Annotated in this window: 24 protein-coding genes and 1 tRNA gene; 23 read left to right on the top strand and 2 right to left on the bottom strand. The window is 53.9% G+C overall.

Annotation, left to right across the window (positions count from 1 at the left end; all coding sequences use genetic code 11):
* Positions 1-71 precede the first annotated feature (71 nt).
* The 22 genes from ftsH (at position 72) to NHAL_RS17880 (ending at position 21,759) form a co-directional block, all read left to right on the top strand.
* The gene (ftsH, locus tag NHAL_RS17985) at positions 72-1,991 is read left to right on the top strand and encodes an ATP-dependent zinc metalloprotease FtsH (RefSeq protein ID WP_013034575.1); all 1,920 of its coding nucleotides are present in this window, start codon (positions 72-74) and stop codon (positions 1,989-1,991) included.
* 395 nt (positions 1,992-2,386) lie between these two features.
* Positions 2,387-2,581, top strand: coding sequence for a hypothetical protein (locus NHAL_RS21325; protein ID WP_157862599.1), 195 nt, complete (start codon positions 2,387-2,389; stop codon positions 2,579-2,581).
* Positions 2,582-2,586: 5 nt separating this feature from the next.
* On the top strand, positions 2,587-3,459 hold the full coding sequence (gene folP / locus NHAL_RS17975; protein ID WP_013034573.1) for a dihydropteroate synthase: 873 nt from the start codon (positions 2,587-2,589) through the stop codon (positions 3,457-3,459).
* 1 nt (position 3,460) lies between these two features.
* On the top strand, positions 3,461-4,807 hold the full coding sequence (gene glmM, locus NHAL_RS17970; RefSeq protein ID WP_013034572.1) for a phosphoglucosamine mutase: 1,347 nt from the start codon (positions 3,461-3,463) through the stop codon (positions 4,805-4,807).
* Positions 4,808-4,912: 105 nt separating this feature from the next.
* Positions 4,913-5,665, top strand: coding sequence for a triose-phosphate isomerase (tpiA, locus tag NHAL_RS17965; protein ID WP_013034571.1), 753 nt, complete (start codon positions 4,913-4,915; stop codon positions 5,663-5,665).
* A 9-nt stretch (positions 5,666-5,674) separates the two neighbouring features.
* Positions 5,675-6,130, top strand: coding sequence for a preprotein translocase subunit SecG (gene secG, locus NHAL_RS17960; RefSeq protein ID WP_013034570.1), 456 nt, complete (start codon positions 5,675-5,677; stop codon positions 6,128-6,130).
* A 13-nt stretch (positions 6,131-6,143) separates the two neighbouring features.
* Positions 6,144-6,228 (top strand) — tRNA-Leu (locus tag NHAL_RS17955).
* A gap of 106 nt (positions 6,229-6,334) precedes the next feature.
* The gene (locus tag NHAL_RS17950; RefSeq protein ID WP_013034569.1) at positions 6,335-6,691 is read left to right on the top strand and encodes an NADH-quinone oxidoreductase subunit A; all 357 of its coding nucleotides are present in this window, start codon (positions 6,335-6,337) and stop codon (positions 6,689-6,691) included.
* The gene (locus NHAL_RS17945; RefSeq protein WP_013034568.1) at positions 6,682-7,158 is read left to right on the top strand and encodes a NuoB/complex I 20 kDa subunit family protein; all 477 of its coding nucleotides are present in this window, start codon (positions 6,682-6,684) and stop codon (positions 7,156-7,158) included. The genes NHAL_RS17950 and NHAL_RS17945 overlap by 10 nt, the downstream gene beginning before the upstream one ends.
* 19 nt (positions 7,159-7,177) lie before the next feature.
* On the top strand, positions 7,178-7,873 hold the full coding sequence (locus tag NHAL_RS17940; protein WP_013034567.1) for an NADH-quinone oxidoreductase subunit C: 696 nt from the start codon (positions 7,178-7,180) through the stop codon (positions 7,871-7,873).
* Positions 7,866-9,119, top strand: a complete 1,254-nt coding sequence (locus NHAL_RS17935) for an NADH-quinone oxidoreductase subunit D (RefSeq protein WP_013034566.1) — start codon at positions 7,866-7,868, stop codon at positions 9,117-9,119. The genes NHAL_RS17940 and NHAL_RS17935 overlap by 8 nt, the downstream gene beginning before the upstream one ends.
* Complete coding sequence (gene nuoE / locus NHAL_RS17930) at positions 9,116-9,646, top strand: NADH-quinone oxidoreductase subunit NuoE (RefSeq protein WP_013034565.1); 531 nt, start codon at positions 9,116-9,118, stop codon at positions 9,644-9,646. The genes NHAL_RS17935 and nuoE overlap by 4 nt, the downstream gene beginning before the upstream one ends.
* Positions 9,643-10,926: an NADH-quinone oxidoreductase subunit NuoF gene (nuoF, locus tag NHAL_RS17925; RefSeq protein WP_013034564.1), complete on the top strand. Its 1,284-nt coding sequence runs from the start codon at positions 9,643-9,645 to the stop codon at positions 10,924-10,926. The genes nuoE and nuoF overlap by 4 nt, the downstream gene beginning before the upstream one ends.
* 3 nt (positions 10,927-10,929) lie before the next feature.
* Positions 10,930-13,329, top strand: a complete 2,400-nt coding sequence (nuoG, locus tag NHAL_RS17920; RefSeq protein WP_238985390.1) for an NADH-quinone oxidoreductase subunit NuoG — start codon at positions 10,930-10,932, stop codon at positions 13,327-13,329.
* A 4-nt stretch (positions 13,330-13,333) separates the two neighbouring features.
* Positions 13,334-14,347 carry an NADH-quinone oxidoreductase subunit NuoH gene (gene nuoH / locus NHAL_RS17915; protein ID WP_013034562.1) on the top strand — a complete coding sequence of 338 codons (1,014 nt, stop codon included), beginning with the start codon at positions 13,334-13,336 and terminating at the stop codon, positions 14,345-14,347.
* Between the two features lie 12 nt (positions 14,348-14,359).
* A complete protein-coding gene (gene nuoI / locus NHAL_RS17910) occupies positions 14,360-14,848 on the top strand; it encodes an NADH-quinone oxidoreductase subunit NuoI (RefSeq protein WP_013034561.1) in 489 nt (162 codons plus the stop codon).
* Positions 14,849-14,871: 23 nt separating this feature from the next.
* Complete coding sequence (locus NHAL_RS17905; RefSeq protein WP_013034560.1) at positions 14,872-15,477, top strand: NADH-quinone oxidoreductase subunit J; 606 nt, start codon at positions 14,872-14,874, stop codon at positions 15,475-15,477.
* Between the two features lie 7 nt (positions 15,478-15,484).
* The gene (gene nuoK, locus NHAL_RS17900) at positions 15,485-15,790 is read left to right on the top strand and encodes an NADH-quinone oxidoreductase subunit NuoK (RefSeq protein WP_013034559.1); all 306 of its coding nucleotides are present in this window, start codon (positions 15,485-15,487) and stop codon (positions 15,788-15,790) included.
* A gap of 5 nt (positions 15,791-15,795) precedes the next feature.
* On the top strand, positions 15,796-17,748 hold the full coding sequence (nuoL, locus tag NHAL_RS17895; protein WP_013034558.1) for an NADH-quinone oxidoreductase subunit L: 1,953 nt from the start codon (positions 15,796-15,798) through the stop codon (positions 17,746-17,748).
* A 3-nt stretch (positions 17,749-17,751) separates the two neighbouring features.
* Positions 17,752-19,266: an NADH-quinone oxidoreductase subunit M gene (locus tag NHAL_RS17890; RefSeq protein ID WP_013034557.1), complete on the top strand. Its 1,515-nt coding sequence runs from the start codon at positions 17,752-17,754 to the stop codon at positions 19,264-19,266.
* 50 nt (positions 19,267-19,316) lie between these two features.
* Positions 19,317-20,756: an NADH-quinone oxidoreductase subunit NuoN gene (gene nuoN, locus NHAL_RS17885; RefSeq protein WP_013034556.1), complete on the top strand. Its 1,440-nt coding sequence runs from the start codon at positions 19,317-19,319 to the stop codon at positions 20,754-20,756.
* A 4-nt stretch (positions 20,757-20,760) separates the two neighbouring features.
* A complete protein-coding gene (locus NHAL_RS17880; protein ID WP_013034555.1) occupies positions 20,761-21,759 on the top strand; it encodes a zinc-dependent alcohol dehydrogenase family protein in 999 nt (332 codons plus the stop codon).
* A gap of 160 nt (positions 21,760-21,919) precedes the next feature.
* Here the strand turns inward: NHAL_RS17880 and rluD are convergent, their stop codons facing one another.
* A complete protein-coding gene (gene rluD / locus NHAL_RS17875; protein ID WP_013034554.1) occupies positions 21,920-22,885 on the bottom strand; it encodes a 23S rRNA pseudouridine(1911/1915/1917) synthase RluD in 966 nt (321 codons plus the stop codon).
* A 157-nt stretch (positions 22,886-23,042) separates the two neighbouring features.
* Here rluD and NHAL_RS17870 point away from each other — a divergent pair, with 157 nt between their 5' ends.
* The gene (locus NHAL_RS17870; RefSeq protein ID WP_013034553.1) at positions 23,043-25,127 is read left to right on the top strand and encodes a thioredoxin domain-containing protein; all 2,085 of its coding nucleotides are present in this window, start codon (positions 23,043-23,045) and stop codon (positions 25,125-25,127) included.
* Here the strand turns inward: NHAL_RS17870 and NHAL_RS17865 are convergent.
* Positions 25,115-26,047 (bottom strand): carbohydrate kinase family protein, encoded by a 933-nt coding sequence (locus tag NHAL_RS17865; RefSeq protein WP_013034552.1) that lies wholly within the window; start codon positions 26,045-26,047, stop codon positions 25,115-25,117. The genes NHAL_RS17870 and NHAL_RS17865 overlap by 13 nt on opposite strands.
* Between the last annotated feature and the right edge of the window lie 318 nt (positions 26,048-26,365).

Raw genomic sequence — 26,365 nt, 5'->3', positions numbered from 1 at the left:
TAGCTGCAGGGATTTGCAAGTATTATCAGCAGTCAGGAACCTAACGTACGAGGCATAACAGATTGAGCGACATGGCAAAAAATATCATTTTGTGGGTAGTTATTGCCCTAGTACTGATGTCGGTTTTTAATAGCTTCGGGCCTCGTCAGGTGAACGGCCATCAGATTGACTACTCTCGGTTCATTGCCGATGTTACAAGCGGGCAAGTGAACAAAGTAGTGATTGACGGGCGTACCATCAGTGGCGAGACAAAGGAGGGAAAACACTTTACGACCTATAGTCCGGGTGATGATCCAGGCTTGATTGGTGACCTCCTGGATAACGGAGTGGTGATTGAAGCTAAGCCGGAAGAGGGTACTGGGCTTCTGATGCAGGTGTTTATCTCCTGGTTCCCCATGTTACTGCTGATTGCGGTGTGGATTTTTTTCATGCGGCAGATGCAGGGGGGAGCTGGAGGTCGTGGAGCTCTGTCGTTCGGTAAGAGTCGTGCTCGTATGCTGAGCGAAGAGCAGGTAAAAGTCACCTTCGGAGATGTTGCCGGCTGTGACGAGGCAAAGGAGGAAGTCAAGGAATTGGTTGATTTTCTCCGCGATCCAGGCCGTTTCCAGAAATTAGGCGGTAAAATCCCTCGGGGGGTACTGATGGTAGGCCCTCCTGGAACTGGTAAGACCTTGTTGGCCAGAGCCATTGCAGGTGAAGCAAAGGTGCCCTTTTTCACCATTTCCGGTTCTGATTTCGTCGAGATGTTTGTGGGCGTAGGTGCTTCGCGGGTGCGCGACATGTTTGAGAACGCCAAGAAGCACGCGCCTTGTATCATCTTCATCGACGAGATTGACGCGGTTGGGCGCCAGCGTGGTGCCGGTCTTGGCGGTGGCCATGACGAGCGGGAGCAAACCCTCAACCAGATGTTGGTGGAGATGGATGGGTTTGAAGGTAACGAAGGCGTTATTGTAATCGCCGCGACCAACCGTCCTGATGTCCTTGATCCGGCCTTGTTGCGGCCTGGCCGATTCGACCGGCAGGTGGTGGTTTCTCTACCGGATATTCGGGGACGGGAACAAATCCTTAAGGTTCACCTCCGTAAGGTGCCGGTGGCAGAGAATGTTGAGCCGGCCCTGATTGCGCGGGGGACGCCGGGCTTCTCCGGAGCCGATCTCGCCAACTTGGTCAATGAGGCCGCCTTGTTTGCCGCCCGTGGCAACAAGCGCCTGGTCGATATGAATGACTTGGAGCGGGCCAAAGATAAGATCCTGATGGGGGTCGAGCGGCGTTCCTCGGTGATGAGCGAGGAGGACAAGAGACTCACCGCTTATCACGAAGCTGGGCACGCCATTATTGGCCGTTTGATGCCGGCCCACGATCCGGTTTATAAGGTGAGTATTATTCCTCGGGGTCGAGCCCTGGGGGTCACCATGTTCCTGCCGGAACAGGATCGCTACAGCCTGAGCAAATTGCAGATAGAAAGCCAGATTTCTAGTCTCTTTGGAGGGCGTCTGGCCGAAGAGTTGATCTTTGGTACGGAGTCGGTGACCACCGGAGCTTCTAACGATATCCAGCGTGCGACCGAGTTAGCCCGCAATATGGTTACTAAGTGGGGGCTGTCGGAGAAGATGGGACCGTTAGCCTATGGTGAAGAGGAGGGCGAAGTCTTTCTCGGCCACTCTGTGACCCAGCATAAGGGTATCGCGGATACCACGGCCACGGAAATTGATACCGAAGTCCGAGCGATTATTGATCGCAACTATTTTCGGGCGAAGAATCTCTTAGAGGAAAACATGGATAAGTTGCACCTCATGTCCGATGCATTGATGAAATATGAAACCATCGATAAGGAACAAATCGATGATATTATGGCCGGTAGAGAGCCACGGCCACCTCAAACAGGTGGCGGACCTTCTGATGTAGAACCGCCGAGTGGTAGTGGCGCCCCTGCTAAGGGCAAGGAAGAACAACCCGCGGGAGGATCTTCCATTCCTGCTGGCCAGCATTGAAGGAGCACAAGGAAGTGCGACGCCCCCTGCCTAGCCTGCCTGCCTGCTGCAGGCAGGCAGGGCCACATTACTTGCGTTTCGCCATGAATGCGCGCTAAGATTTTCTTGCTCTCGGAGCCTAGGGTGGGGAGCACCCGAAGTGAAAGCGCGAGGAGCGGTGAAGACCCCAAGGGCCGTGGCCTGAGAACCGCAAGGAACCGCGAATTCTCCAGGCTGATGAAGTTTTGTAGGAACAAAATTGATATCAGTCATGGCGAAACTCCAAGAGTGACTTCTAATTATCGAAGGGAATAAGCAAATAGCGCTCAGCGTGAGGTTCTCACTACACGCTGAGCGCTTTGTTTTGTTTAACCTAGAAACGGCAGTTGACCGCTCAGAAGCAGAGGAAAGGTGCGATGAATGCTGGATTTCTAGCTGCTGGCCTGCTTCTCCCTTTAGGTGACACGGCTGATTGCACCACTGGCGGGGCCGGCTGGTGGTGTTGCTCCTCCTTGTGGGGGGCACCCCACGGCGTCGTCGCGCCTTGCCATCCAGCCCGCCAGCTGCACACTTGGGCACGTCCGACTGCCGCTTCTAGGTTTAAAGGCTAAAACCGATGGCAAATTGCTCATCGTCCCTGCCACCTTCTCTTGATTGTGGGGGCAAGGTTCTCGATCTTAGTCGTCCCCAGATCATGGGTATCCTCAATCTCACTCCTGACTCCTTTTCTGATGGGGGCAAGTATCTGCTTTTAGAGCAGGCGCTCCAGCGGGCCCGGCAGATGGTGGAAGAGGGGGCTGCGATTGTTGACATCGGTGGTGAATCCACCCGCCCTGGCGCCACTCCTGTTCCCCTAGAAGAAGAATTGCGTCGGGTTATTCCTATTATTGAGCTGCTTAGCCAAGCGTTGCCTGTTCCCCTTTCCATTGATACCAGCAAGCCCGAAGTGATGCGAGCTGCGGTTGCCGCAGGTGCAGGCTTAATCAATGATGTCAACGCCCTGCGGGAAGAAGGGGCGTTACAAGCCGCCAGTGAGCTGGGAGTACCCATTTGCTTGATGCATATGCAGGGCAAGCCCCAGACCATGCAACAAAACCCCGTCTATGGTGATGTGGTAGAGGAAGTACGCGCTTTTCTGCTAGAGCGAGTGGTTGCCTGTGAGCAGGCGGGTATTTCTCGAGAACGGCTGATTCTTGACCCAGGCTTTGGTTTTGGTAAGAAATCTATCCATAATCTATTGCTTCTTAAACACCTTCATTGCTTTTGCGAGTTGGGTTTCCCCGTGCTAGTGGGGCTTTCCCGTAAGTCCCTCATTGGAACAATGTTGAAAGTGCCCGTAGAAGAGCGCCTTTATGGTAGCCTGGCCTTGGCTACTCTTGCTGTTTGGCAGGGGGCTGTTATAGTGCGGACCCACGATGTTCGAGCTACGGCGCAAGCATTAATTCTCTGCGATAGGGTCAGAAAGGCAGGGAATAAGGGGGATGACTAGCATGAAAAAAAAATATTTTGGTACCGATGGGATCCGGGGCAGAGTGGGGGAACACCCGATTACCGCAGACTTCGTCCTCCACTTGGGGTGGGCCGTGGGAAGGGTCTTGGCCCGGGGGCGGCAAAGCAAAGTATTGATTGGCAAGGATACACGGATTTCTGGCTATATGTTTGAATCGGCGCTCCAGGCGGGGCTTTCAGCCGCTGGGGTGGATATTCGCTTGCTGGGGCCGATGCCGACACCGGCGATTGCCTATCTTACCCGCACTCTCCATGCCGAAGCAGGGATTGTCATCAGTGCCTCCCATAATCCCTATTATGATAACGGCATTAAATTTTTCTCAAGCGCTGGTACTAAGCTGCCTGATGAAATTGAGTTTGCCATCGAAAAGGAGCTTGAAGGACCGATGCAGACGGTTGATTCCTCTCGCTTGGGCAAGGCAGAGCGGGTGGTGGATGCAGCCGGTCGCTATATCGAATTCTGCAAGGGAACTGGGCCGGCAAGCGTCGACCTTTCGGGGTTACGATTGGTCGTCGATTGCGCCCACGGGGCGACCTACCATGTGGCGTCCGAGGTCTTTGCGGAAATGGGCGCAGAGGTTATTGCCATTGGTATTTCTCCCAATGGCTTAAACATTAACGAGGGTTATGGTTCGATTGCCCCTGAAGCCCTCCAACGCAAAGTGCTTGAGTGTAAGGCAGATGTGGGGATTGCTTTAGATGGGGACGGGGATCGGGTCATCATGGTTGACCACCGGGGCGAGATCGTCGATGGAGATGAGATGCTTTATACTATTGCCCGGGCCCGACAGCGAACCGACCGGATGATGGAGGGGGTCGTGGGGACTTTGATGAGCAATCTAGGGTTAGAGAAAGCGCTTGCTGCCTTAGGTATCCCCTTAATGCGGGCCCAAGTGGGAGATCGCTATGTTTTAGAAATGTTACAGTCCAATGGATACTCTCTTGGAGGAGAGTCTTCAGGACATATTATCTGCCTCGATCGGACGACCACGGGGGATGGTATTGTTTCCGCGCTGCAGGTCTTGGTGGAGATGGTGGCTACGGGTTGCTCCCTCCATGAGCTTAAATCTGCGATGACCAAATATCCCCAGTGCCTTATCAATGTCCGGGTAGAGCAACGCGTTGAGTTGCATGGCAATGGGGCAGTTACGAGTGCCGTGAAGGAAATAGAAAACCAGTTAGGGGAAGAAGGACGAGTTTTGTTGCGACCATCGGGAACTGAGCCGGTGGTGCGGGTCATGGTTGAGGGTCGAGATGCTTCCCAGGTGAATACTTTGGCTCAGCAGCTTGCCCAAGAAATCGCTTTCCTGCTAGGGGATTCTCCCTGAAACCTGGAATAAATTTAAAAACCCTGCCCGGATGAAATTGCTTTTTGCAATTTTCTACAGTAGACTACCGGGCCGTTTTAAATCAAGGCTTACATGAGGTGCTAGGTGCGTAAACCCCTAGTCGTTGGTAATTGGAAGATGAATGGTTTGCGGGCGACCAATCGCCCCCTCTTAGAATCTGTGCGTGAGGGGGTGGACGCTGGGGTGGCTGCAGAAGTGGCGGTTTGTCCGCCTTTTGTGTATCTTGCCGATGCGGCGTCCTTGCTCCAAGGGTCGGCTGTTAGCTGGGGCGCTCAAAATTTATCCCAGCACGAAACGGGAGCCTATACTGGAGAAGTTGCCCCTTCTATGCTAAGGGATTTAGATTGTCGTTTTGTCATTGTGGGCCATTCTGAAAGACGCGCCCTGTATGGGGAAACCGATAGCCTCGTGGCTGAGAAAGTAGTCGCCGCCCAAGGGGCGGAGCTTACCCCGATCATCTGCCTTGGGGAATCCCTGGAAGAGCGTGAGCAGGCTGTTACCGAGCAGGTGGTGAAACGTCAGCTCGATGCTGTTTTGGAGCGGGTCGGCGTCGATGCCCTGAGTAAGGCCGTTATCGCCTATGAGCCCATATGGGCGATTGGTACTGGCCGTACCGCAACCCCCGAGCAAGCCCAAGAGGTTCATGGGCTTATCCGTGCCCATGTGGCTACTCAGAACTCCAATATAGCTGAGGAATTGCTTATCCTCTATGGTGGTAGTGTTAAGGGGAACAATGCGGCGCAATTATTGGCAATGCCCGATATCGATGGTGGCTTGATTGGCGGGGCCTCATTGAATGCCGAGGAATTCTTGACAATCTGCCAAGCGGCAGGCTAAGTAGAGATCATGCATAGTGTATTATTGGTTTTTCATATTTTAGTCGCCATAGCGTTAGTCAGCTTAGTGCTTATTCAGCACGGCAAAGGGGCTGATGCAGGCGCCGCTTTTGGTAGTGGCGCTTCGGCAACTGTATTCGGGGCGCGTGGCTCGGCTAACTTTCTTACGCGAGCCAGTGCTATATTGGCAGCAGTCTTCTTTATTACCAGCTTATCTTTGGCCTATTTCTCCGTGCGAGAGCCGCAGACATCCAGTGTGACGCAAGCTGCAGAGCCAAAGATTGTAGCTGATGAGGATATGGTCATTCCTCCTTTGCCTAAAGATGAGACGACTAAAGATAAGCTCTCTGAGGGTGCTCAGCAGTTAGGCGCTGGCCAAGAAGAGAGCCCTAAATCCTCTGAGGTTCCAGCGGCGTCATCGGATGTTCCCTCGCTGCCGCTTGAGCCTGCACCGTCTGAGCAATAAAAGTTACCGCATCGCCGATGTGGTGGAATTGGTAGACACGCTGTCTTGAGGGGGCAGTGGGGAAACCCGTGCCGGTTCGACTCCGGCCATCGGCACCATATTTCTGGTACTGGATGCGGTTCTCGTGTAATTCCATAGTTTGGAAAGCGGAACCGATGGGATGGTCTTTAGCGCCGCAGCAGCGGTACTCCACACAGTTTAGATATGCTTGAGAATTATATTCCTGTTTTAATATTTATCATCGTTGGCCTGCTGATAGGTGGTGTCATGATGTTTCTCGGGTTTAGCTTAGCGCCGCACCGCCCCGACCGTGAGAAACTCTCCCCTTATGAATGTGGATTTGAGGCATTCGAAGATGCGCGCATGAAATTCGACGTCCGTTACTACTTGGTGGCGATCCTATTCATTATTTTCGATTTGGAGATTGCCTTTCTCTTTCCATGGGCCGTGGTTCTAGATGATATCGGCCTGTTTGGCTTTTTCTCAATGGTGGTCTTTTTAGCCATTTTGGTGGCCGGGTTTGTCTATGAATGGAAAAAGGGGGCCTTGGAATGGGAATAGAGGGGGTACTCGAGCGGGGAGTTGTGACCACTACTGCCGACAAGCTTATCAATTGGGCTCGAACCGGTTCCCTTTGGCCGATGACTTTTGGCCTTGCTTGCTGCGCAGTGGAGATGATGCACGCGGGGGCCTCCCGCTATGATTTGGACCGCTTTGGTGTTGTTTTTCGCCCGAGTCCGCGCCAGTCTGATGTTATGATTGTTGCTGGTACCCTGGTGAATAAAATGGCGCCCGCCCTGCGAAAGGTGTATGACCAAATGTCAGAGCCACGCTGGGTGATTTCTATGGGCTCTTGTGCCAACGGTGGTGGTTATTATCATTACTCCTATTCTGTAGTCCGTGGCTGTGACCGGATAGTGCCGGTTGATATCTATGTTCCCGGTTGTCCTCCGACTGCCGAAGCCTTGCTCTACGGCATTATCCAACTACAGAAAAAAATAAGACGCAACTATACGATTGCCCGATAGTGTAGGAATTTAAACATTTATGGCTACCGGCGTGATGGAATTACAGGAGCGTGTTGAACGCCGATTCGAAGGTGAAATAAGCTCCTGCCGCCTTGACCGTGGGGAACTCACGGTTCAGGTTCCTCGTGAATCCTATTTTGCAGTCTGCAAAGCACTGCGGGATGAAGAGGACTTTGCCTTTGAGCAGTTAATTGACCTGTGTGGTGTGGACTACCTGGAGTATGGCGTTGGCGATTGGGAGACCAGAAAAGCCACGACCCAGGGCTTTAGTCGCGCGGTGGAGCGCAGGCAGCACCAGGAACATGTGTGGGGTGGATTGCGTTTTGCCGTAATCACTCATCTCCTCTCGATTCGTCATAATTGGCGCCTGCGGGTGCGAACCTTTGTGGAGGAAGAGGTGCCGGTGGCTCCTTCGGTGACCGAACTTTGGGCGTCAGCCAACTGGTTTGAGCGCGAGGCCTTTGATCTTTTTGGGATTTTATTCGATGGCCATCCCGATCTGCGGCGTATTTTGACGGATTACGGTTTCATCGGCCATCCTTTCCGCAAGGACTTTCCCCTAAGCGGCAACGTGGAGATGCGTTACGATCTAGAGCAGCAGCGAGTTATCTACGAGCCCGTAAGTATTGAACCTCGAGTGTTGGTTCCCCGGGTTATTCGTGATGATCACCGCTACCAAGTGAAGGCGTCTGAAGGCGAGGGCGAACATGGCTGAGATCCGAAATTTCACCCTCAATTTTGGTCCGCAACATCCGGCGGCCCATGGGGTTTTGCGGTTAGTGCTAGAGATGGATGGGGAAGTTATCCAGCGCGCCGATCCCCATGTGGGTTTGTTGCACCGAGCCACGGAAAAGCTGGCCGAAAGCAAGCCGTTCAATCAGAGTATCGGTTATATGGACCGCCTGGACTACGTGTCCATGATGTGCAACGAGCATGGCTATGTGAGCGCCATCGAAAAGCTCCTGGGCATCGAGCCGCCATTACGGGCCCAGTATATTCGGGTGATGTTTGATGAGATCACCCGCATTCTTAACCATCTCATGTGGTTAGGGGCCCATGGCCTAGATATCGGCGCCATGACCGTGTTTTTATACTGTTTTCGGGAGCGGGAAGATCTCATGGATTGCTATGAAGCCGCTTCGGGGGCCCGCATGCATGCGACTTATTACCGCCCCGGCGGAGTCTACCGTGACTTGCCAGATACCATGCCTCAATATCAGCCTTCCAAGTGGCATGATGAAAAAGAGATAGCGGCGCTTAACCAGAATCGGCAGGGGTCATTGCTTGATTTTATAGAGGACTTTGCTGCCCGTTTTCCCAGGTGTGTGGACGAGTACGAAACCCTGCTGACGGATAACCGGATTTGGAAACAGCGTACGGTGGGCATTGGCGTGGTGGAGCCGGAGCGCGCGCTCCAGTTGGGTTTTACCGGCCCCATGCTGCGGGGTTCAGGGGTAGAATGGGACTTACGGAAAAAGCAGCCCTATGCCGTTTATGACCGTCTGGATTTTGACATTCCGGTGGGCGTCAATGGGGATTGTTATGACCGCTATTTAGTGCGGATGGAAGAGATGCGCCAATCCAATCGCATTATTCAGCAGTGTGTGGATTGGCTCCGAAAAAATCCGGGTCCGGTCATGGTGGACAACTATAAGGTCGCCCCTCCTTCGCGGGAAGACATGAAAGATGACATGGAGGCCCTGATTCACCACTTCAAGCTATTTACTGAAGGGTATTGCGTCCCGGAAGGGGAAGTGTATGCGGCGGTAGAAGCGCCCAAAGGTGAGTTTGGGGTCTATCTCATCTCGGACGGGGCCAATAAACCTTATCGGCTTAAAGTTCGAGCGCCGGGGTTTGCCCATATCGCAGCCATGGATGAAATGGTGCAGGGTCACATGCTTGCCGACGTAGTCGCCGTGATTGGAACTATGGATATCGTTTTTGGGGAGATTGATCGGTGAGCGTCGGGCAACTGGGAAAGGAGAATTTGAAAAAGTTGGAAGAGGAAGAAAACCTTCTCTCCGCTGAAGTGCGTCAACAAATCGACCATTGGATTGCGAAATACCCCCAGGAACAGAAACAATCTGCGGTCATTCCAGCGCTGCATATTGTTCAGGCCGCTAATGGGGGTTATTTGACCAATGAGCTTTTGGATGAAGTAGCCGAATATTTGCAAATGCCCCCTATCAGTGTTTATGAGGTGGCAACGTTCTATTCCATGTTTGAGCTAAAGCCCGTCGGACGCCATAAGCTCTCTGTTTGTACCAATATTTCCTGTCAGCTTTGCGGTTCTGATCAAGTGGTGGCTCATTTAAGGAAGCGGTTGGGGATTGGTTTCGGCGAGACAACTCCAGATCGGCGCTTCACGATTAAAGAAGTTGAATGCCTAGGCGCCTGTGGTGGCGCCCCCATGATGATGGTGGGGCAGACCTACCATGAAAATCTGACTCCGGAAAAGATCGATCAAATCCTCGAGGCCCTGAAATGATCGCTCTCAATCAAGTCTGCTTTCGTACCCTGGATCTCGATCCTCCCTGGGGATTGGAAAACTATCTCAAAGTAAAGGGATATAAAGTTTGGAAGCGTATCCTGAAAGAAAAGACACCCCCTTCCAAAATTATTGAGGAAGTCAAAGCTTCTGGTTTGCGAGGTCGTGGCGGGGCAGGCTTCCCAACGGGACTGAAATGGAGTTTCATGCCCCAGAATTTGCCTGGCACCAAATATATCGTTTGCAATTCGGATGAGGGGGAACCGGGCACATTCAAAGATCGGGATATCATGCGTTACAATCCTCACCAGTTGATTGAAGGGATGGCCATTGCCGGCTATGCCATTGGCGCCACAGCCGGTTACAACTATATCCGGGGTGAGTTCGTCGAGCCCATCGACCGCTTTGAAGCCGCTTTAGAGGAAGCCTATGAGGCCGGCTTGTTAGGCAAAAATATTTTGGGATCGGGGATCGACTTTGATCTCTACTCCCATCCCGGGGCTGGCGCTTATATCTGTGGCGAAGAGACGGCTTTGCTGGAATCCCTGGAGGGTAAGAAAGGCATGCCCCGCTATAAGCCGCCGTTTCCCGCTGGTTTCGGCCTTTATGGTCGACCTACGACTATAAATAATACCGAGAGTCTGGCTTCGGTTCCCGTGATTTTGGAGAAGGGAGGCCAGTGGTTTTTGAAGTTAGGGACACCGACCAGCGGCGGTACCAAAATTTTTAGCGTTTCCGGTCACGTGAACCGACCGGGTAATTACGAAGTTCCCATGGGAACGCCCTTCAAAGATTTATTGGAGCTGGCGGGCGGGATGCGTAATGGCAATGCCCTGAAGGCGGTGATTCCAGGGGGGACCTCGGTGCCGGTGATGCCTGCAGAAGCCATCATGGCGGCTAATATGGACTACGATTCCCTCGCCAAGGCCGGCTCCCTGTTGGGCGCAGGCTCGGTTATCATCATGGATGAAACGACCTGCATGGTGCGGGCCCTAGAGCGGATCTCGGCTTTTTATTATGAAGAATCCTGTGGCCAATGCACGCCTTGTCGGGAAGGGACAGGTTGGTTGTATCGGGTAGTCCGTCGCATTGAGCATGGCCAGGGGACACAAGAGGATTTGGACAAATTGGTTAATGTAGCCCAGAACATTGATGGTCATACCATTTGTGCTTTGGGGGATGCTGCGGCAGCACCGGTCATAAGCTTTATCCAACACTTCCGAGATGAATTTCAATATCACATCGACCATAAGCGGTGTTTAGTCGGAAGCGCGTCTTAGGAGATGAAACCGGGAATGGTCAAGATTGAGATTGACGGCACTGAGCTCCATGTAGAAGCCGGGAAGATGGTTATCCAGGCGGCCGATGAGGCGGGTATTTACATCCCTCGGTTCTGCTATCACAAAAATTTATCGATTGCTGCCAACTGTCGGATGTGTTTGGTCGAGGTCGAAAAAGCTAGAAAACCCATGCCTGCTTGCGCTACCCCGGTGGCGGATGGGATGAAGGTGTTTACCGATTCACCCCGCGCCATTGCGGCGCAGAAGGGAGTGATGGAGTTCTTGCTGATTAACCATCCTTTGGATTGCCCTATCTGTGATCAAGGGGGCGAGTGCGAGTTACAAGATCTTGCCATGGGCTATGGCAATGATATCTCCCGCTTTACCGAGCGTAAGCGGGTGGTGAAGGACAAGAACATTGGTCCGCTGATTCAAACCGACTTAACGCGCTGCATCCATTGCACCCGCTGTGTCCGCTTTGGTCAAGAGATTGCCGGTATCAAGGAGCTGGGGGCTACGGGCCGGGGTGAACACATGGAGATTGGCACTTATATTGAGCGCAGCTTGGTATCGGAGTTATCAGGGAATGTGATTGATCTCTGCCCCGTGGGAGCGCTGACAGACAAGCCTTTCCGCTACCGGGCACGGGCTTGGGAAATGATTGGGCACCCGGCTATTTCCCCCCATGACAGTGTGGGCACCAACATTGAATTGCATGTACGGCGCAATGAAGTGATGCGCGTTGTCCCACGGGATAACGAAGCGGTCAATGAAACCTGGATTGCAGATCGGGATCGTTATAGTTGTCGCGGACTCGCCCATGAAGAGCGCTTACACCGACCGCTGGTTAAGCGGGAGGGCAAGTGGCAGGAAAGTGACTGGGAAGAAGCCCTGGAAGCGGCCGCCAAGGGTCTTCAGCGGGTTGCCGAAGAGTCGGGGAGTACTAAATTAGGGGGCCTTGCCTCTCCCTGCGCGACCGTGGAGGAACTCTATCTATTTCAAAAATTGATGCGGGGTCTGCATAGTAATAATGTTGACCATCGCCTGCGCCGACAGGATTTTCGCGACCAGGAATCCGAACCACAGACTGCGCCTCTAGGCTGCACTATTGAAGAAATGGAGCAGTCGGATTGCATTCTGGTGGTGGGGGCCAATGCCCAAAAAGAGCAACCTTTGTTTGGGTTGCGCTTTCGTAAAGCAGCGCTCCAGGGCGCGGCGCTGATGTTTATTAACCCCGTGGATTATCCGGTGCGGTTCCCCGTCGCGGAGAAGGCGATTGTCGGCCCCGAGGGCATGGTTCGTGCCCTCGCAGGGATCGCTAAGAGCTTGGCGGAGAATCGAGGCGAGTCCTTAGCGGCCGGGTGGGCTTCTTTATTGGCCGATATTCAGCCCACCGAAACGGAGCGGGCAATGGCCGATCAGCTGGTTAATGCCTTGCGTGGACGGATTTTCCTAGGGGGGTTGGCGGAAGGGCATCCTGACTTTTCCGTGTTGCGCGCCTTGGCGGGTTTGGTCTGTGAGCTGGGCGGGTGCCAATTAGGATTTCTCCCCTCTGGGGGCAATGGGGTAGGGGCAGCTTTGGCCGGTGCTCTTCCCCATCGGGGACCCGGTGGGGGTCGTGTGCCGGTGCGAGGGCTCCATGGGCAGGCCATGCTGGAAGGGGATCTCCGCGGTTTTCTACTGTTGGCCGTTGAGCCTGAATTGGACTGCGCCAATCCCCTGTTGGCCCAGAAGGCCCTGGGGAGTGCGGACTTTGTGGTTTCCTTAACGGCCTTCCGCAGCCCCGCCATGCTGGAGTACGCCGATGTGTTATTGCCCATCGGGACCTTTGTCGAGACCTCGGGAGCTTATGTCAATGCGGAGGGACGCTGGCAGAATTTTTCTGGAGCAGTGAGCCCACCGGGAGAGGCGCGCCCCGCTTGGAAAGTGTTGCGAGTCCTGGCTAACGTTTTGCAAATTCCAGGATTTGATTACCTTTCCTCTGAAGAGATCCATGATGAGCTGCGTGGTCAAGTGGAGAATGCCATCAAGCCCCAGGGGATAAGTCCATGGCGGCCTGAATCCCTTGACTTCGGGCGAGTAAAGGGTAATGGTGAGTTAGTGCGGATCGCGGAAGTGGCTATTTATGGCACGGACGGGTTGGTTCGGCGCAGCCAAGCATTGCAGGAAAGTCCGGATGGCCAGGCTGCTCGGCGAGCTTATATGAATAGTGCCGACGCTTCTCGACTAGGTTTGAGTGGCGCTAAGCGGGTTCGAGTTAGCCAAGGGGGTGGGCAAGTCACTGTGCCCCTGGTGATTGATGATTCCGTGGCAGAGGGATGTCTGCGCTTAGCCGCCGGTTTTGAAGAGGCCGCCGCTTTGGGGGCGCCCTTTGCGCCTATTAAGGTCTCCGGGACGGAGTAGGGGTATGATGGACACTGTGTTTTCAATTCTCATGAAAATCACGGTTATCGTGACGCCGTTGATACTAGCGGTCGCCTGGTTGACTTTTGCCGAGCGGAAAATCATTGGCTATATGCAAGTTCGGGTGGGACCGAATCGCGTTGGTCCCCGCGGTTGGCTGCAGCCTATTGCGGATACCGTTAAGCTCCTTCTTAAAGAAATTATTATTCCGGCAAGCGCCAATCGGTTTCTATTTTTGTTGGCGCCGGTACTGGCTATTGCCCCTGCCCTTGCCGTTTGGGCGGTGATCCCCTTTGATGCCCATCTGGTGCTGGCGGATATCAATGCTGGCCTGCTTTATATTCTCGCCATTGGCTCCATGAGCGTGTATGGCGTGGTCTTGGCGGGCTGGGCTTCTAATTCTAAGTATGCTTTTCTGGGAGCCATGCGTTCTGCGGCCCAAGTCGTGTCTTATGAGATCGCCATGGGCTTTGCCTTGGTGGGGGTGCTGATTGCCGGTGGCAGCCTTAATCTTGGCGAGATTGTCCAGGCCCAGGAAGGCGGTTTGTGGCACTGGTTCTGGCTACCTTTATTCCCCTTGCTCCTTGTTTATTTTATTTCCGGGGTAGCCGAGACCAACCGGGCTCCTTTCGATGTGGCCGAGGGGGAATCGGAGATCGTCGCCGGCTTCCATGTGGAATATTCCGGCATGGCTTTTGCTCTATTTTTCCTCGCTGAATACATCGAGATGATCCTGATATCGGCGCTCGCCTCTTTGATGTTTTTAGGTGGATGGCTGTCCCCCTTTCAGGGAACCCCGCTGGAAGCCGCCTTTGAATGGGTTCCCGGTATTGTTTGGTTCCTCATCAAGACGGCGATATTCTTATTCTTTTATCTTTGGATGCGGGCCACTTTCCCTCGTTACCGATACGATCAAATCATGCGCCTCGGTTGGAAGGTATTTATTCCTATTACTATCGTTTGGTTGCTGGTGGTAGGAGGTGCGCGGGTTGCTCAGTTAGGCCCCTGGTTTGCGTAAAGAGTTATCATTATGAATACCCTGCGTTCGTACTTTAAAAGTTTTCTACTTTGGGAATTGTTGCTTGGTCTTAAGTTGACGGGGCGTTATTTATTCGCAAAAAAGGTAACGGTCCAATTCCCGGAGGAACGGACGCCTCAATCGCCCCGATTTCGTGGTCTTCATGCCTTGCGTCGTTATCCCAATGGTGAAGAGCGTTGTATCGCTTGCAAACTATGTGAAGCGGTTTGCCCCGCTTTGGCCATCACGATTGATTCCGAGCAGCGGGAAGATGGGACTCGGCGTACAACCCTCTATGATATTGATCTTTTCAAGTGTATTTACTGCGGTTTTTGCGAGGAATCTTGCCCAGTTGACTCTATTGTGGAGACTCGGATTCTTGATTTTCATTTTGAGGAGCGGGGGGAGCACATCCTCCATAAAGAGCAATTATTGGCGCTCGGTGACAAGTACGAAGCCCAGATTGCCGCCGATAGGGCCGCTGATGCTCCCTACCGTTAACCTAGTGTAGAGTCCCAATACCCATGGAAAAGATTCTATTCTACAGTTTCGCCGCCATTTTGCTGTTTGCGGCGACCATGGTGATTACTGTCCGCAACCCTGTGCGAGCAGCATTGTTTTTAGTCTTGGCTTTTTTTACTAGTGCCGCTATTTGGCTTCTACTGGAAGCCGAGTTTCTAGCCATTGTCCTGGTGCTGGTTTATATCGGCGCGGTCATGGTGTTGTTCTTGTTCGTGGTCATGATGTTGGACATCAATCTTGCCCCCCTGCGGGAGGGGTTCGCCCGCTACTTGCCCGTAGGATTCCTGGTGGCAGCGCTGATTGCCCTTGAAATGATGGCGGTGCTCGGGGCAGAAAATTTTGGCCTTGAACAGTTCACTTCACCTCCCCCCCAGGGGCCTGATTACAGCAATACGAAAGAGTTAGGTAATCTGCTTTATACCGTTTACGTTTACCCCTTCGAATTGGCCTCGGTCATCCTCTTGGTGGCGATTGTTGCGGCTATTGCGCTAACCTTGCGGCGTCGCACCAGCAAGGCTCAGGACCCGGTACAGCAGATACGGGTACGGCGTCAAGATCGGGTTAGATTGGTCAAGATGGCTGCCGAGAAGACCCAAAAAACAAATTAAACCAAAAATGATTGCATTATCAGATTTTTTGATCCTAGGGGCATTATTGTTTTGCCTCTCTGTCGCGGGGATTTTTCTCAATCGGAAAAATATCATCATTATTTTGATGTCCATTGAGCTCATGCTGCTGGCGGTTAACATGAACTTTGTGGCCTTCTCTCATTTTTTAGAAGATATGGCAGGTCAAGTTTTTGTCTTTTTCATACTGACAGTCGCTGCGGCGGAGAGCGCCATTGGTTTGGCGATTCTGGTGGTCTTATTCCGGAATCGGCAAACCATTAATGTGGGTGATTTGGATAACTTGAAGGGCTAAGCGTGATGGAAGCCCAAACTCTTGGAATTGTGCTTGCGCCTTTAATCGGCAGTGTCATTGCCGGTTTATTTGGGAAAAAAATTGGGCGCCGTTGGTCCCATCGGGTCACGATTGCCGGTGTGGCGATTGCGTTCCTGTTATCCCTGATGGTGTTTAAGCAGGTGGTTGTGGATGGGGTCACCTATAATGAGGCCGTCTACACCTGGGCCGCCATTGGCGATCTGCGCTTGGAAATTGGCTTCCTGATTGATCGCCTAAGCGCCTTGATGATGGTGGTGGTGACTTTTGTCTCCTTAATGGTGCACATCTATACCATCGGCTACATGGCGGATGATCCGGGCTACCAGCGCTTTTTTAGCTATATCGCCCTGTTCACCTTTTCCATGCTCATGCTGGTCATGGCGAACAATTTCCTCCAGCTCTTTTTTGGATGGGAAGCGGTGGGGTTGGTGTCCTATCTGTTGATAGGTTTTTGGTATAAGCGGGAATCCGCCATTTACGCCAACCTTAAAGCCTTTTTGGTGAACCGGGTGGGGGATTTTGGCTTCCTGCTGGGGATTGCCTGCGTACTGATGTATACGGGCAGCTTGGCTTACACGGAAGTATTCGCAGCGGTTCCTACGCTGGCGGAAGCAACCATTTCCCTGTGGCCGGATGCCGCTTGGTCGGTGCTTACCGTGATAGGCATTTTGCTGTTCATTGGCGCCATGGGGAAGTCGGCGCAGGTCCCCTTGCATGTTTGGCTGCCCGACTCCATGGAAGGTCCTACCCCCATTTCGGCGCTTATCCATGCGGCGACCATGGTGACCGCCGGTATTTTTATGGTTGCCCGGATGTCGCCGATCTATGAAATGTCCGAGACCGCATTGAGTGTGATTCTCGTCATTGGGGCCGTTACCGCCTTCTTCATGGGGCTGATAGGCATTGTTCAGAATGACATCAAGCGGGTAATCGCCTACTCCACTTTGTCCCAGCTAGGGTATATGACGGTCGCCCTGGGGGTTTCCGCCTACGCAGCGGGGATGTTTCATCTCATGACTCACGCCTTTTTTAAGGCGTTGCTCTTCTTGGGGGCCGGTTCAGTCATTATCGCCATGCACCACGAGCAGGATATGCGCAAAATGGGGGGGCTAAAAAAATATATGCCCATTACCTATTGGACCTCCCTGTTGGGAGCGTTGGCGCTGATCGGTTTTCCGGGGTTTTCTGGATTTTTCTCCAAGGACTCCATTATTGAAGCCGTCCATGCTTCCGAACTTCCGGGGGCTGGTTTTGCTTACGTGATGGTGCTTTCCGGTGTATTCGTCACCGCCTTTTATACCTTCCGGATGCTGTTTCTCACCTTCCACGGCAAGGAACGGATGGACCACCATACCCAAGAACACTTAAAAGAATCCCCGGCCGTGGTGACCGTTCCCCTGATATTGCTGGCCATACCTTCGGTGGTGGCGGGCCTCTATATCGAGCCGATCTTGTTTGGCGGCTTTTTTGGTGAGGCGGTCGTGGTCTCACCAACCCACGATGTGCTGGCGGCGGTAGGGGCTGAGTTTCATGGGGCAATGGCTTTTGCCCTCCATGGATTTCAGGGCACTCCCTTTGCCCTAGCCATGGCTGGCGTGGTGGCGGCTTGGTATTTGTATCTCGTTCGCCCCCAGTTGCCGGAGCAATTGGGGGCGCGCTTGGGCCTGATTTATTGGGCCTTAAACAATAAATATGGTTTTGATCGCTTTAATGAAGTTGTCTTTGCAGGTGGAGCGCGTTGTACGGGCCGGGTGCTTTCCCAGTTTGGGGACCGGGTCTTGATTGACGGCTTCATCGTCAATGGAACGGCGCGAATGGTGGGGGCTATTGCCAAGCTGGTGCGTTATGTGCAGTCCGGTTACCTATTCCATTATGCCTTTGTCATGATTTTAGGACTGCTTCTTTTTATCGGCGGCTTTGTTATTTACGGGGGCTAGGGAATGTTTTCTGGATTGCCACTTCTCTCCCTGGTTATCTGGATGCCCATTCTAGGAGGCCTCCTAGTATTGGCCATGGGTAACCGAGTAGACCGTGTTCGTTGGCTGGCACTGTTGGTTTCGGGATTGAGCTTTGTGGTGAGCTGGTCGTTATACACCGGCTTTGACACCACCACGGCCGCCATGCAGTTTCAAGAGAAGGCTGCTTGGATTGAAATCTTCAAGGTGTATTACCATCTAGGGGTGGATGGTATCTCCATGCCGCTCATCATTCTCACCACTTTTTCCACGGTGTTGGTAGTGATAGCCGGTTGGCAGGTTATCCAGCACAAGCTGGGGCAATATATGGCCGCCTTCCTGATTATGGAAGGGTTGATGAACGGCGTTTTTGCGGCCCTGGATGCGGTGTTGTTTTATGTCTTTTTTGAGGGGATGTTGATTCCCCTGTTTTTGATTATCGGAATTTGGGGGGGGCCAAATCGGATCTATGCGACCCTTAAGTTCTTTCTGTATACTTTTTTAGGCTCTGTTTTTCTCCTGCTGGCGCTGCTCTATTTGCGCAGCATTACCGATGGGTTTTCCATATTGGAATTCCATCAGGCACCCCTGGGGATGCAGGCCCAAGTCGCGCTATTCTTGGCTTTTTTGCTCGCCTTCGCGGTGAAGGTGCCCATGTGGCCGGTCCATACTTGGTTACCCGATGCCCACGTGGAAGCACCCACGGGAGGATCGGTGATCTTGGCCGCGATTACTTTGAAAATAGGCGCCTACGGCTTTATGCGGTTTAGCTTGCCGATTGCCCCGGATGCCAGCCTGGCGTTGAATTGGCTCATTATTACCCTATCCCTCATTGCGGTGGTGTATATCGGTTTAGTGGCGATGGTGCAGGAAGACCTCAAGAAACTCATCGCCTACTCCAGTATCGCCCATATGGGGTTTGTGACTTTGGGACTTTTCATTGCCTTTGTCATTTTTGCCCGGGGCGTCGAAGGCGAGGGAGCCGTCATGGGTCTAGAGGGGGCGTTGGTGCAGATGATCTCCCATGGCCTTGTTTCTGCGGCGATGTTTTTGTGTGTTGGGGTTTTATATGACCGGATGCATACCCGAATGATTAAGGATTATGGCGGTGTGGTGAATACCATGCCGGTCTTTGCCTCCTTTATGGTGTTATTTTCCATGGCCAATGCCGGGTTGCCGGGGACTTCCGGTTTTGTCGGTGAGTTTTTGGTTATCTTGGGTGCTTTTCAGGCAGATTTTTGGTACGCCTTTTTGGCGTCGATGACACTGATTCTGGGCGCCGCCTATAGCCTGTGGATGGTGAAGCGGGTGGTCTTCGGCGAGGTCGCCAACGATAATGTGGCGGCTTTGAAGGACCTTAACTCACGGGAATTTCTGGTGTTGGGATCTTTGGCCGCAGCGGTGTTGTTGCTTGGCGTGTGGCCCCAGCCCCTGCTGGAAGTGATGCATGCTTCCATAGAACATCTGCTGTCCCAGATGGCGGCATCAAAATTGGTCTAAATAGTGGGCTGTGATTTTCGCTTCCCCTTGTATTTGAAAGAATTGACACGATGAATTTCGATATACCGGGTTTTCTGCCTGCGTTACCAGAGATATTTGTCCTTATCATGGGCTGCCTACTTTTGTTGGCCGTTGCTTATAGCGGCCAGCAAAGCGGCAGAGTCTCCTATGGACTGACTCAATTAACGCTCATCATCGTTGCGTTACTGACCTTTTATTACGCGGATTTTTCCTCCAAAAGCATCACCTTCAGTGGTAGCTACATCAAGGATCCCCTGAGCGATACCTTAAAGCTATTTATTTATTTAATTGTTTTCGCGGTATTTCTCTATTCCCGCAGCTACCTACGGGCGAGAGACCTGGATAAGGGCGAATACTATGTGTTGGGCCTTTTTGGGATGCTGGGAATGATGGTGCTTGCCTCGGCCCACCACTTTTTGGTCCTTTATTTAGGGTTGGAGCTGCTGTCCCTCAGTCAGTACGCCATGGTGGCTTTGCGCCGGGATAATAGTTGGGCCACCGAAGCGGCCATGAAATATTTTGTGTTGGGTGCTTTGGCATCGGGTATGTTGCTCTACGGCATGTCCATGATCTACGGCGCCACCGGCGATCTCCATGTTGCCGCCGTGGCAGAGGCCATCCGGGAAGGTGGCGGCAGCAGCCAAGTGTTGGTGTTTGGGGTTGTTTTCATCGTGGTCGGTCTAGCGTTTAAATTTGGCGCCGTACCTTTCCACATGTGGTTGCCGGATGTTTATCATGGAGCCCCTACGGCGGTGACCCTGTACATTGGCACGGCCCCCAAAATTGCGGCCTTTGCCATGTTCATGCGCCTATTGGTGGAAGCCCTGGGCGGGGTGCAAGCCCACTGGCAGGATATGCTGATCATTCTTGCCGTGCTTTCCATGGCCCTGGGTAACATTGTCGCCATTGCCCAAACCAACCTCAAACGCATGCTGGCTTATTCCACCATCTCCCATGTGGGTTTTCTCCTCCTAGGTATTTTGGCGGGGACGGGTGAGGGCTATGCTTCAGCCATGTTCTATGTCCTCGTCTATGCTTTAATGAGTCTGGGAGGATTTGGCATGATTATTCTACTCTCCCGGGCGGGTTTTGAAGCGGATCAGCTAGAGGATTTCAAAGGGTTGAACGAGCGAAGCCCCTGGTTTGCCTTCATGATGCTTATTTTGATGTTTTCCATGGCGGGTGTTCCGCCTACCGTTGGATTTTATGCTAAATGGGCGGTGATCATGGCCATTGTCAATGAGGGCTTGATTTGGCTGGCGGTGGCGGCGGTGCTATTTTCCGTGATTGGGGCTTTCTACTATCTTCGGGTCATCAAGTTCATGTACTTCGATAGTCCTACGGAAACCGCTTCCCTGGATGGCGGGGCCGGCCTGCGTTGGGGCATGAGCGCCAATGGCCTGGCCATATTGGGGTTGGGTGTTTTCCCCGGCGCTTTAATGGGGCTATGCATGGCGGTGCTAGGCTGAAAAAATGAAAGGGATAGTGATGACGGCAGCGGGCGGACCGGAGGTCTTGCAATGGCAAGAATTGCCGAAGCCCGCCATCCAGCGGCCCGATGAGGTTCTGGTTCGCCTCAAAGGGGCAGGAATTAATCCCGTGGATACCAAGCTGCGTACCCGCGGCACTTTCTACCCAGACCGCTCTCCCACCATCCTCGGCTGTGATGGGGCGGGAATTGTGGAAGCTGTGGGGGCGGAAGTGAAAAATTTCAAAGAAGGCGATGAGGTTTTTTTCTGCTTTGGGGGCATTGGCGGTCCTGAGGGAAATTATGCGGAATATGTGACGGTAAGCTACCGTTCCATCGCCAAAAAACCAAAATCCCTGTCCTTCCCCGAAGCGGCGGCTGCCCCATTGGTATTAATTACCGCCTGGGAGGCCCTCCACGATCGCGCCCGCATCCAGCCGGAGCATAGGGTGCTGGTTCATGGTGGCGCGGGAGGCGTAGGCCATGTGGCTATTCAGTTGGCCAAACGTGCCGGTGCTCGGGTTTGCACCACTGTGAGTTCCGAAGAGAAAGGGGAATTTGTCCGCGCTCTGGGAGCAGACCATGTCATCAACTATCGCGAAACGGATTTTGTTGAGGCCGTCATGGAATGGACCGAGGGCAAAGGGGTCGAGGTGGCATTTGATACAGTGGGCGCAGGAACCTTTGAAAAGAGCTGCGAGGCGGTGGCCATCTACGGGGATTTGGTCACCATTTTACAGCCGAGCGCCGATATGAATTGGGGTACGGCGCGAACCCGCAATCTTCGTTTTAGCTTGGAATTGATGCTGACTCCCATGCATCTCGGTCTCACCTCTGCCTTGGAACATCAAGCGGATATCTTGCGCTGTTGTGCCGAATTGTTTGATTCCGAGCGCCTAAGCATCCACCTTCGGCAGACCTTTCCCTTAGGGGAGGCAGCGGCTGCCCACCGTTTGCTGGAGCAAGGAGGGATGATGGGCAAATTAGCCCTTGAGGTGGGTTAACTTGCCCCTTTAGGTGGATCCCCGTTGGGCTTGGGGTCAGTGTTGACCAGACCGTCGGCGGCAGGGATGCCGACGTCGAGCTTCCAGGGACGGATTGACAGCGTGTCTGGTCACGCCTGCCCCAAGCGCCTTAGTCTCATTTAAACGGGAAATGTATAGTTTAGGGATGGGCATGGCGCTGCCGATCCTGTTCAAGCAAGGCCAGAAGTGTGCTCATATCCTCGGGCAGGGGGGCTTCCCAGCTCATTGCCTGCTTCCTTTCCGGATGAAGCAAACCCAAGCGGGCGGCATGCAGGGCTTGACGCTTGAAATGACGCAAGGCAGTGCTCAGTTCTTCTCCGCTCTCCCTAGGAATATGCAGACGCTTCCCATAGGTGGGGTCCCCCAGTAGGGGATAGCCAATATGGGCCAAATGGACTCGGATTTGATGGGTCCGGCCCGTTTCCAGGCGGCATGAAACATCCGTATGGGCCCGGAAGCGAGCCCGTACCCGATAGTGAGTGATGGCGGGTTTCCCCGTGGAGACTACCGCCATTCGTTTGCGGTCCACCGGGTGGCGATGGATAGGCGCTTCGATGATCCCTCCTCCGGTCATGACCCCGACGGCAATAGCGCGGTATTGACGAGTGACCCGGCGTGCATGTAATTGCTGGACCAGCCCATGATGGGCGGTTAGGGTCCGGGCGACCACCAGCAGGCCGCTGGTATCTTTATCCAGGCGATGGACAATCCCCGCCCGCGGGATTTCTGCAAGCTCCGGGGCATGATTTAATAGGGCATTGACGAGGGTGCCGTCGCGATTACCCGCGGCCGGATGCACCACCAGGCCGGCAGGCTTGTTGACCACGATGATCGCTTCATCCTCATAAACAATCTCCAGGGGCAGGGGCTGGGCCTGCCAAACCACCGCCGTCTCCATTTCAGCCATGAGTACCACCCATTCCCCCCCGCGAACCGTATCTCGGGGACGCGCCGGGGCATCATTCACCTTGACCTGCCCCTGTTTGATCCATTGTTGGAGACGGCTACGGGAATAGGCGGGGAAAACGCAGGCCAGGGCCTGGTCTAAGCGTTTCCCCGCCAATTCGGGGGGAAGCGTCGTGTTCAGTTCTATGGTTTCCTGCACGGGATTTTAGGGGCTCTATTTGGACTTACGGGGTTTTAGGCGGATTTTACCATTTAGGAGATATAGGGGTGATGAAAGAGGACGGGTGGCAGTTCACGAAGCCTTCTGAGTAGCCTATAGTTGAGAAAATGACTCGGAATTTATGGGGAATTTTCCTATGCCAAATCCATCAGTAAAAAACCACTTACAGGGGGAGACCAGCCCCTATTTGTTGCAACATGCGGACAACCCCGTGGACTGGTATCCCTGGAGCGAAGAGGCGCTGGCACGGGCTCACCGTGAGAATAAACCCATTGTGCTTTCCATTGGCTATTCTGCTTGCCATTGGTGCCACGTCATGGCTCATGAGTCTTTTGAAAGCCCTGAAATCGCCGCAGCGATGAATGAGCATTTTATCAATATCAAGGTTGACCGGGAGGAACGGCCGGATCTGGATCAGATTTATCAACTGGCCCAGCAAATGCTGACCGGCCGCCCCGGTGGTTGGCCCCTGACCATGTTCCTGGAACCGGAGAATCAAGTTCCCTTTTTCGGCGGCACCTATTTTCCCCCTGAAGGACGACATGGTTTGCCCGGCTTTAAGGACTTGCTGGAGCGGATAGCCGAGTTTTTTCATGCCCACCGGGAGGAAATCCAATCCCAGAATAGCCGCTTGCTGGCCGCCTTTGAGGAGCTGGATACGCGCACTTCAGCGGTAGAGCCTGAAATGCTGGGACCGGCGCCCCTGAAGGCCGCCCAGCAGCAATTGGCCCAGTCCTTCGATCCCCGTTATGGCGGTTTTAAGGGGGCCCCCAAATTTCCCAATCCAAGCAGCATCGAGCGCTGTCTGCGCGATGTCCGGGGGGAACACTTGTCGGCGGAGGCGCGGCAAAAGGCCCTCGACTTGGCTCGACTCACCCTTGAGCAAATGGCCCAGGGGGGAATCTACGATCAATTGGGAGGCGGATTCTGCCGCTATGCCGTGGATAGCCAGTGGCGAATCCCTCATTTTGAGAAAATGTTGTACGACAATGGCCAATTGCTGGCCCTCTATGCCGACGCCTATGAGCTCTGGGGTAGTGAACGCTGCCGGCGGGTCTTGGAGGAGACGGGCCACTGGGCCATCCGGGAAATGCAGTCCCCTGAGGGGGGGTATTATTCCTCCCTGGATGCGGATTCCGAGGGCCGGGAGGGAAAGTTCTATGTCTGGACCCGGGAGCAGGTGCAAGCCCTCTTGGAGGAGGATGAGTACCCGCTAGTGGCCCGTTATTTTGGCCTTGATCAACCGGCGAATTTTGAAGGCCATTGGCATTTATATGGGGCGATAACCCCCGAGGCGCTAGCCCAGGAGCTGAATTTATCGCCCCGGATTCTGGAAGAGACGCTGGCCACCGCCAAGCAAAAGTTGTTTGCCGCCCGGGAAGAGCGCATCCGCCCAGGGCGGGACGATAAAATCCTGACTTCTTGGAATGGCCTGATGATCAAGGGAATGGCCGCCGCCGGGCAGGCACTGGCGGAGCCCGCGTTCATCGCCTCCGCCGAGCGGGCCTTGGATTTCGTGCGTGGGCATCTATGGCGGGAGGGTCGCCTGCTGGTGAGTTACAAGGATGGGCGGGTCCAGCACCCAGGCTACCTAGACGATTATGCCTTTCTCCTGGATGCCCTGTTGGCATTGCTCCAAGCCCGCTGGCGCGAGGGGGATTTGGCCTTTGCGGTTGAACTTGCCGAGGCGGCATTGGCACATTTTGAGGATCCGGCCCAAGGGGGATTTTATTTCACCGCCGATGATCACGAAACCCTCATCCACCGTCCCGTGCCCTTGATGGATAACGCCACCCCGGCGGGAAATGGGGTGCTGGCCTGGAGTTTACAAAGGTTGGGGCATTTGCTGGGGGAAATGCGCTATTTGAAGGCGGCAGAGCGCACCCTAAAGGCCAGCTGGGCCAGCATTCAGCATACCCCCCATGCCCATTGCAGCTTGCTCAAGACCCTGGAGGAATGGCTCTATCCCCCCCAAATGGTCATTTTGCGGGGCCCTGAGGAAAATTTGGGATCCTGGCGGGCCATCGCCACCGGGGAGTATGCGCCCCGGCGGGTGAGCCTGGCGATTCCCAAGGGAGCCCGGGATTTATGGGGACAATTGGAGGAATATCGCCCCGAGGGGGACAGGGTGACCGCTTATGTGTGTAGCGGCCACACTTGCTCGCCACCCCTGACCCAGCAGGAGGCTTTTAAGGCTCATTTGGCGGATCAAGGCCGATAGCCGAAGTTTTCCTCGAAACGATCCCAAAATTCCGTGAGTTCGAAGCGATGGTTCTGGGTGCCATGATGCTCGATTTTAATGGCGCCCATGAGGGAGGCAATGCGGCCCGTCATCTCCCAGTCCATTTGCTGGGAAAGGCCGTAGAGCAAGCCGGCCCGGTAGGCATCCCCGCAACCGGTGGGATCGGCCAGGGTCTTGGCTTTGGCGGCGGGAATGTGGAGGCATTGCCCCTGGGTATGGATGGCGGAGCCTTCCGCCCCCCGGGTAATGATCAAGGCCTCGACCCGCTCGGCCAGTTGCTCGGTGGAAAGCCCGGTCCGCTCCTGAAACAACTGGGCTTCGTAATCATTGAGGGTAATCCAGGTGGCCTGCTCAGTGAATGTGAGCAACTCCTCCCCGGTGAACATGGGCAGCCCTTGTCCCGGATCGAAGATAAAGGGGATTCCGGCCTCCTGGAATTGTCGCCCATGCTCAATCATCCCCTCCCGGCCATCGGGAGCGACGATTCCCATCTTGACCCCTTCCGCGTCCTGAACTCGATTCTCATGGGCGAAGTTCATCGCCCCTGGGTGAAAAGCGGTGATCTGGTTATCGTCCATATCCGTGGTGATGAAAGCCTGGGCGGTGTAGGTATCCTCAATCAGGCGTACATGCCGACGGGAAATACCCTCCTGGTCCAGCCATTTTTGGTAAGGGCCAAAGTCGCCGCCTACCGTCCCCATGGGCAAAGGGTCGCCTTGGAGTAAGTTTAAATTATAGGCAATATTGCCGGCGCAACCGCCAAACTCCCGCCGTAACTCCGGCACCAGAAAGGAGACATTGAGGATATGGACCTTATCGGGGAGAATGTGGTTTTTAAATCGGTCATGGAACACCATGATGGTGTCGTAGGCAAAAGAACCGCAAATTAAAGCTGTCATTTTTTTCCCTTCGGAATTAAACATGGATGTTTAATGACCCCCCAGCGAGAGTGCGCAGCTTGCGGAGCATCGAGCGTGAGGGTCAGCATGACTTGCGTTTCGCCATGAATTGGCGCTATGATTTTCTTGCTCTCGGAGCCTAGGGTGGGGAGCACCCGAAGTGAAAGCGCGAGGAGCGGTAAAGACCCCAAGACCAAGGTCACCCCTTCGTCGAGGACCGCGAGGAACCGCGAATTCTCCAGATTGATGAAGTTTTGTAGGAGCAAAATTGAAATCAGTCATGGCGAAACTCCAACTTGATGGTTTTGCTTGGGTTGA

The sequence above is a fragment of the Nitrosococcus halophilus Nc 4 genome (assembly GCF_000024725.1).
Taxonomy (GTDB): domain Bacteria; phylum Pseudomonadota; class Gammaproteobacteria; order Nitrosococcales; family Nitrosococcaceae; genus Nitrosococcus; species Nitrosococcus halophilus.
This window is presented reverse-complemented; position numbering and strand designations above follow the sequence as displayed.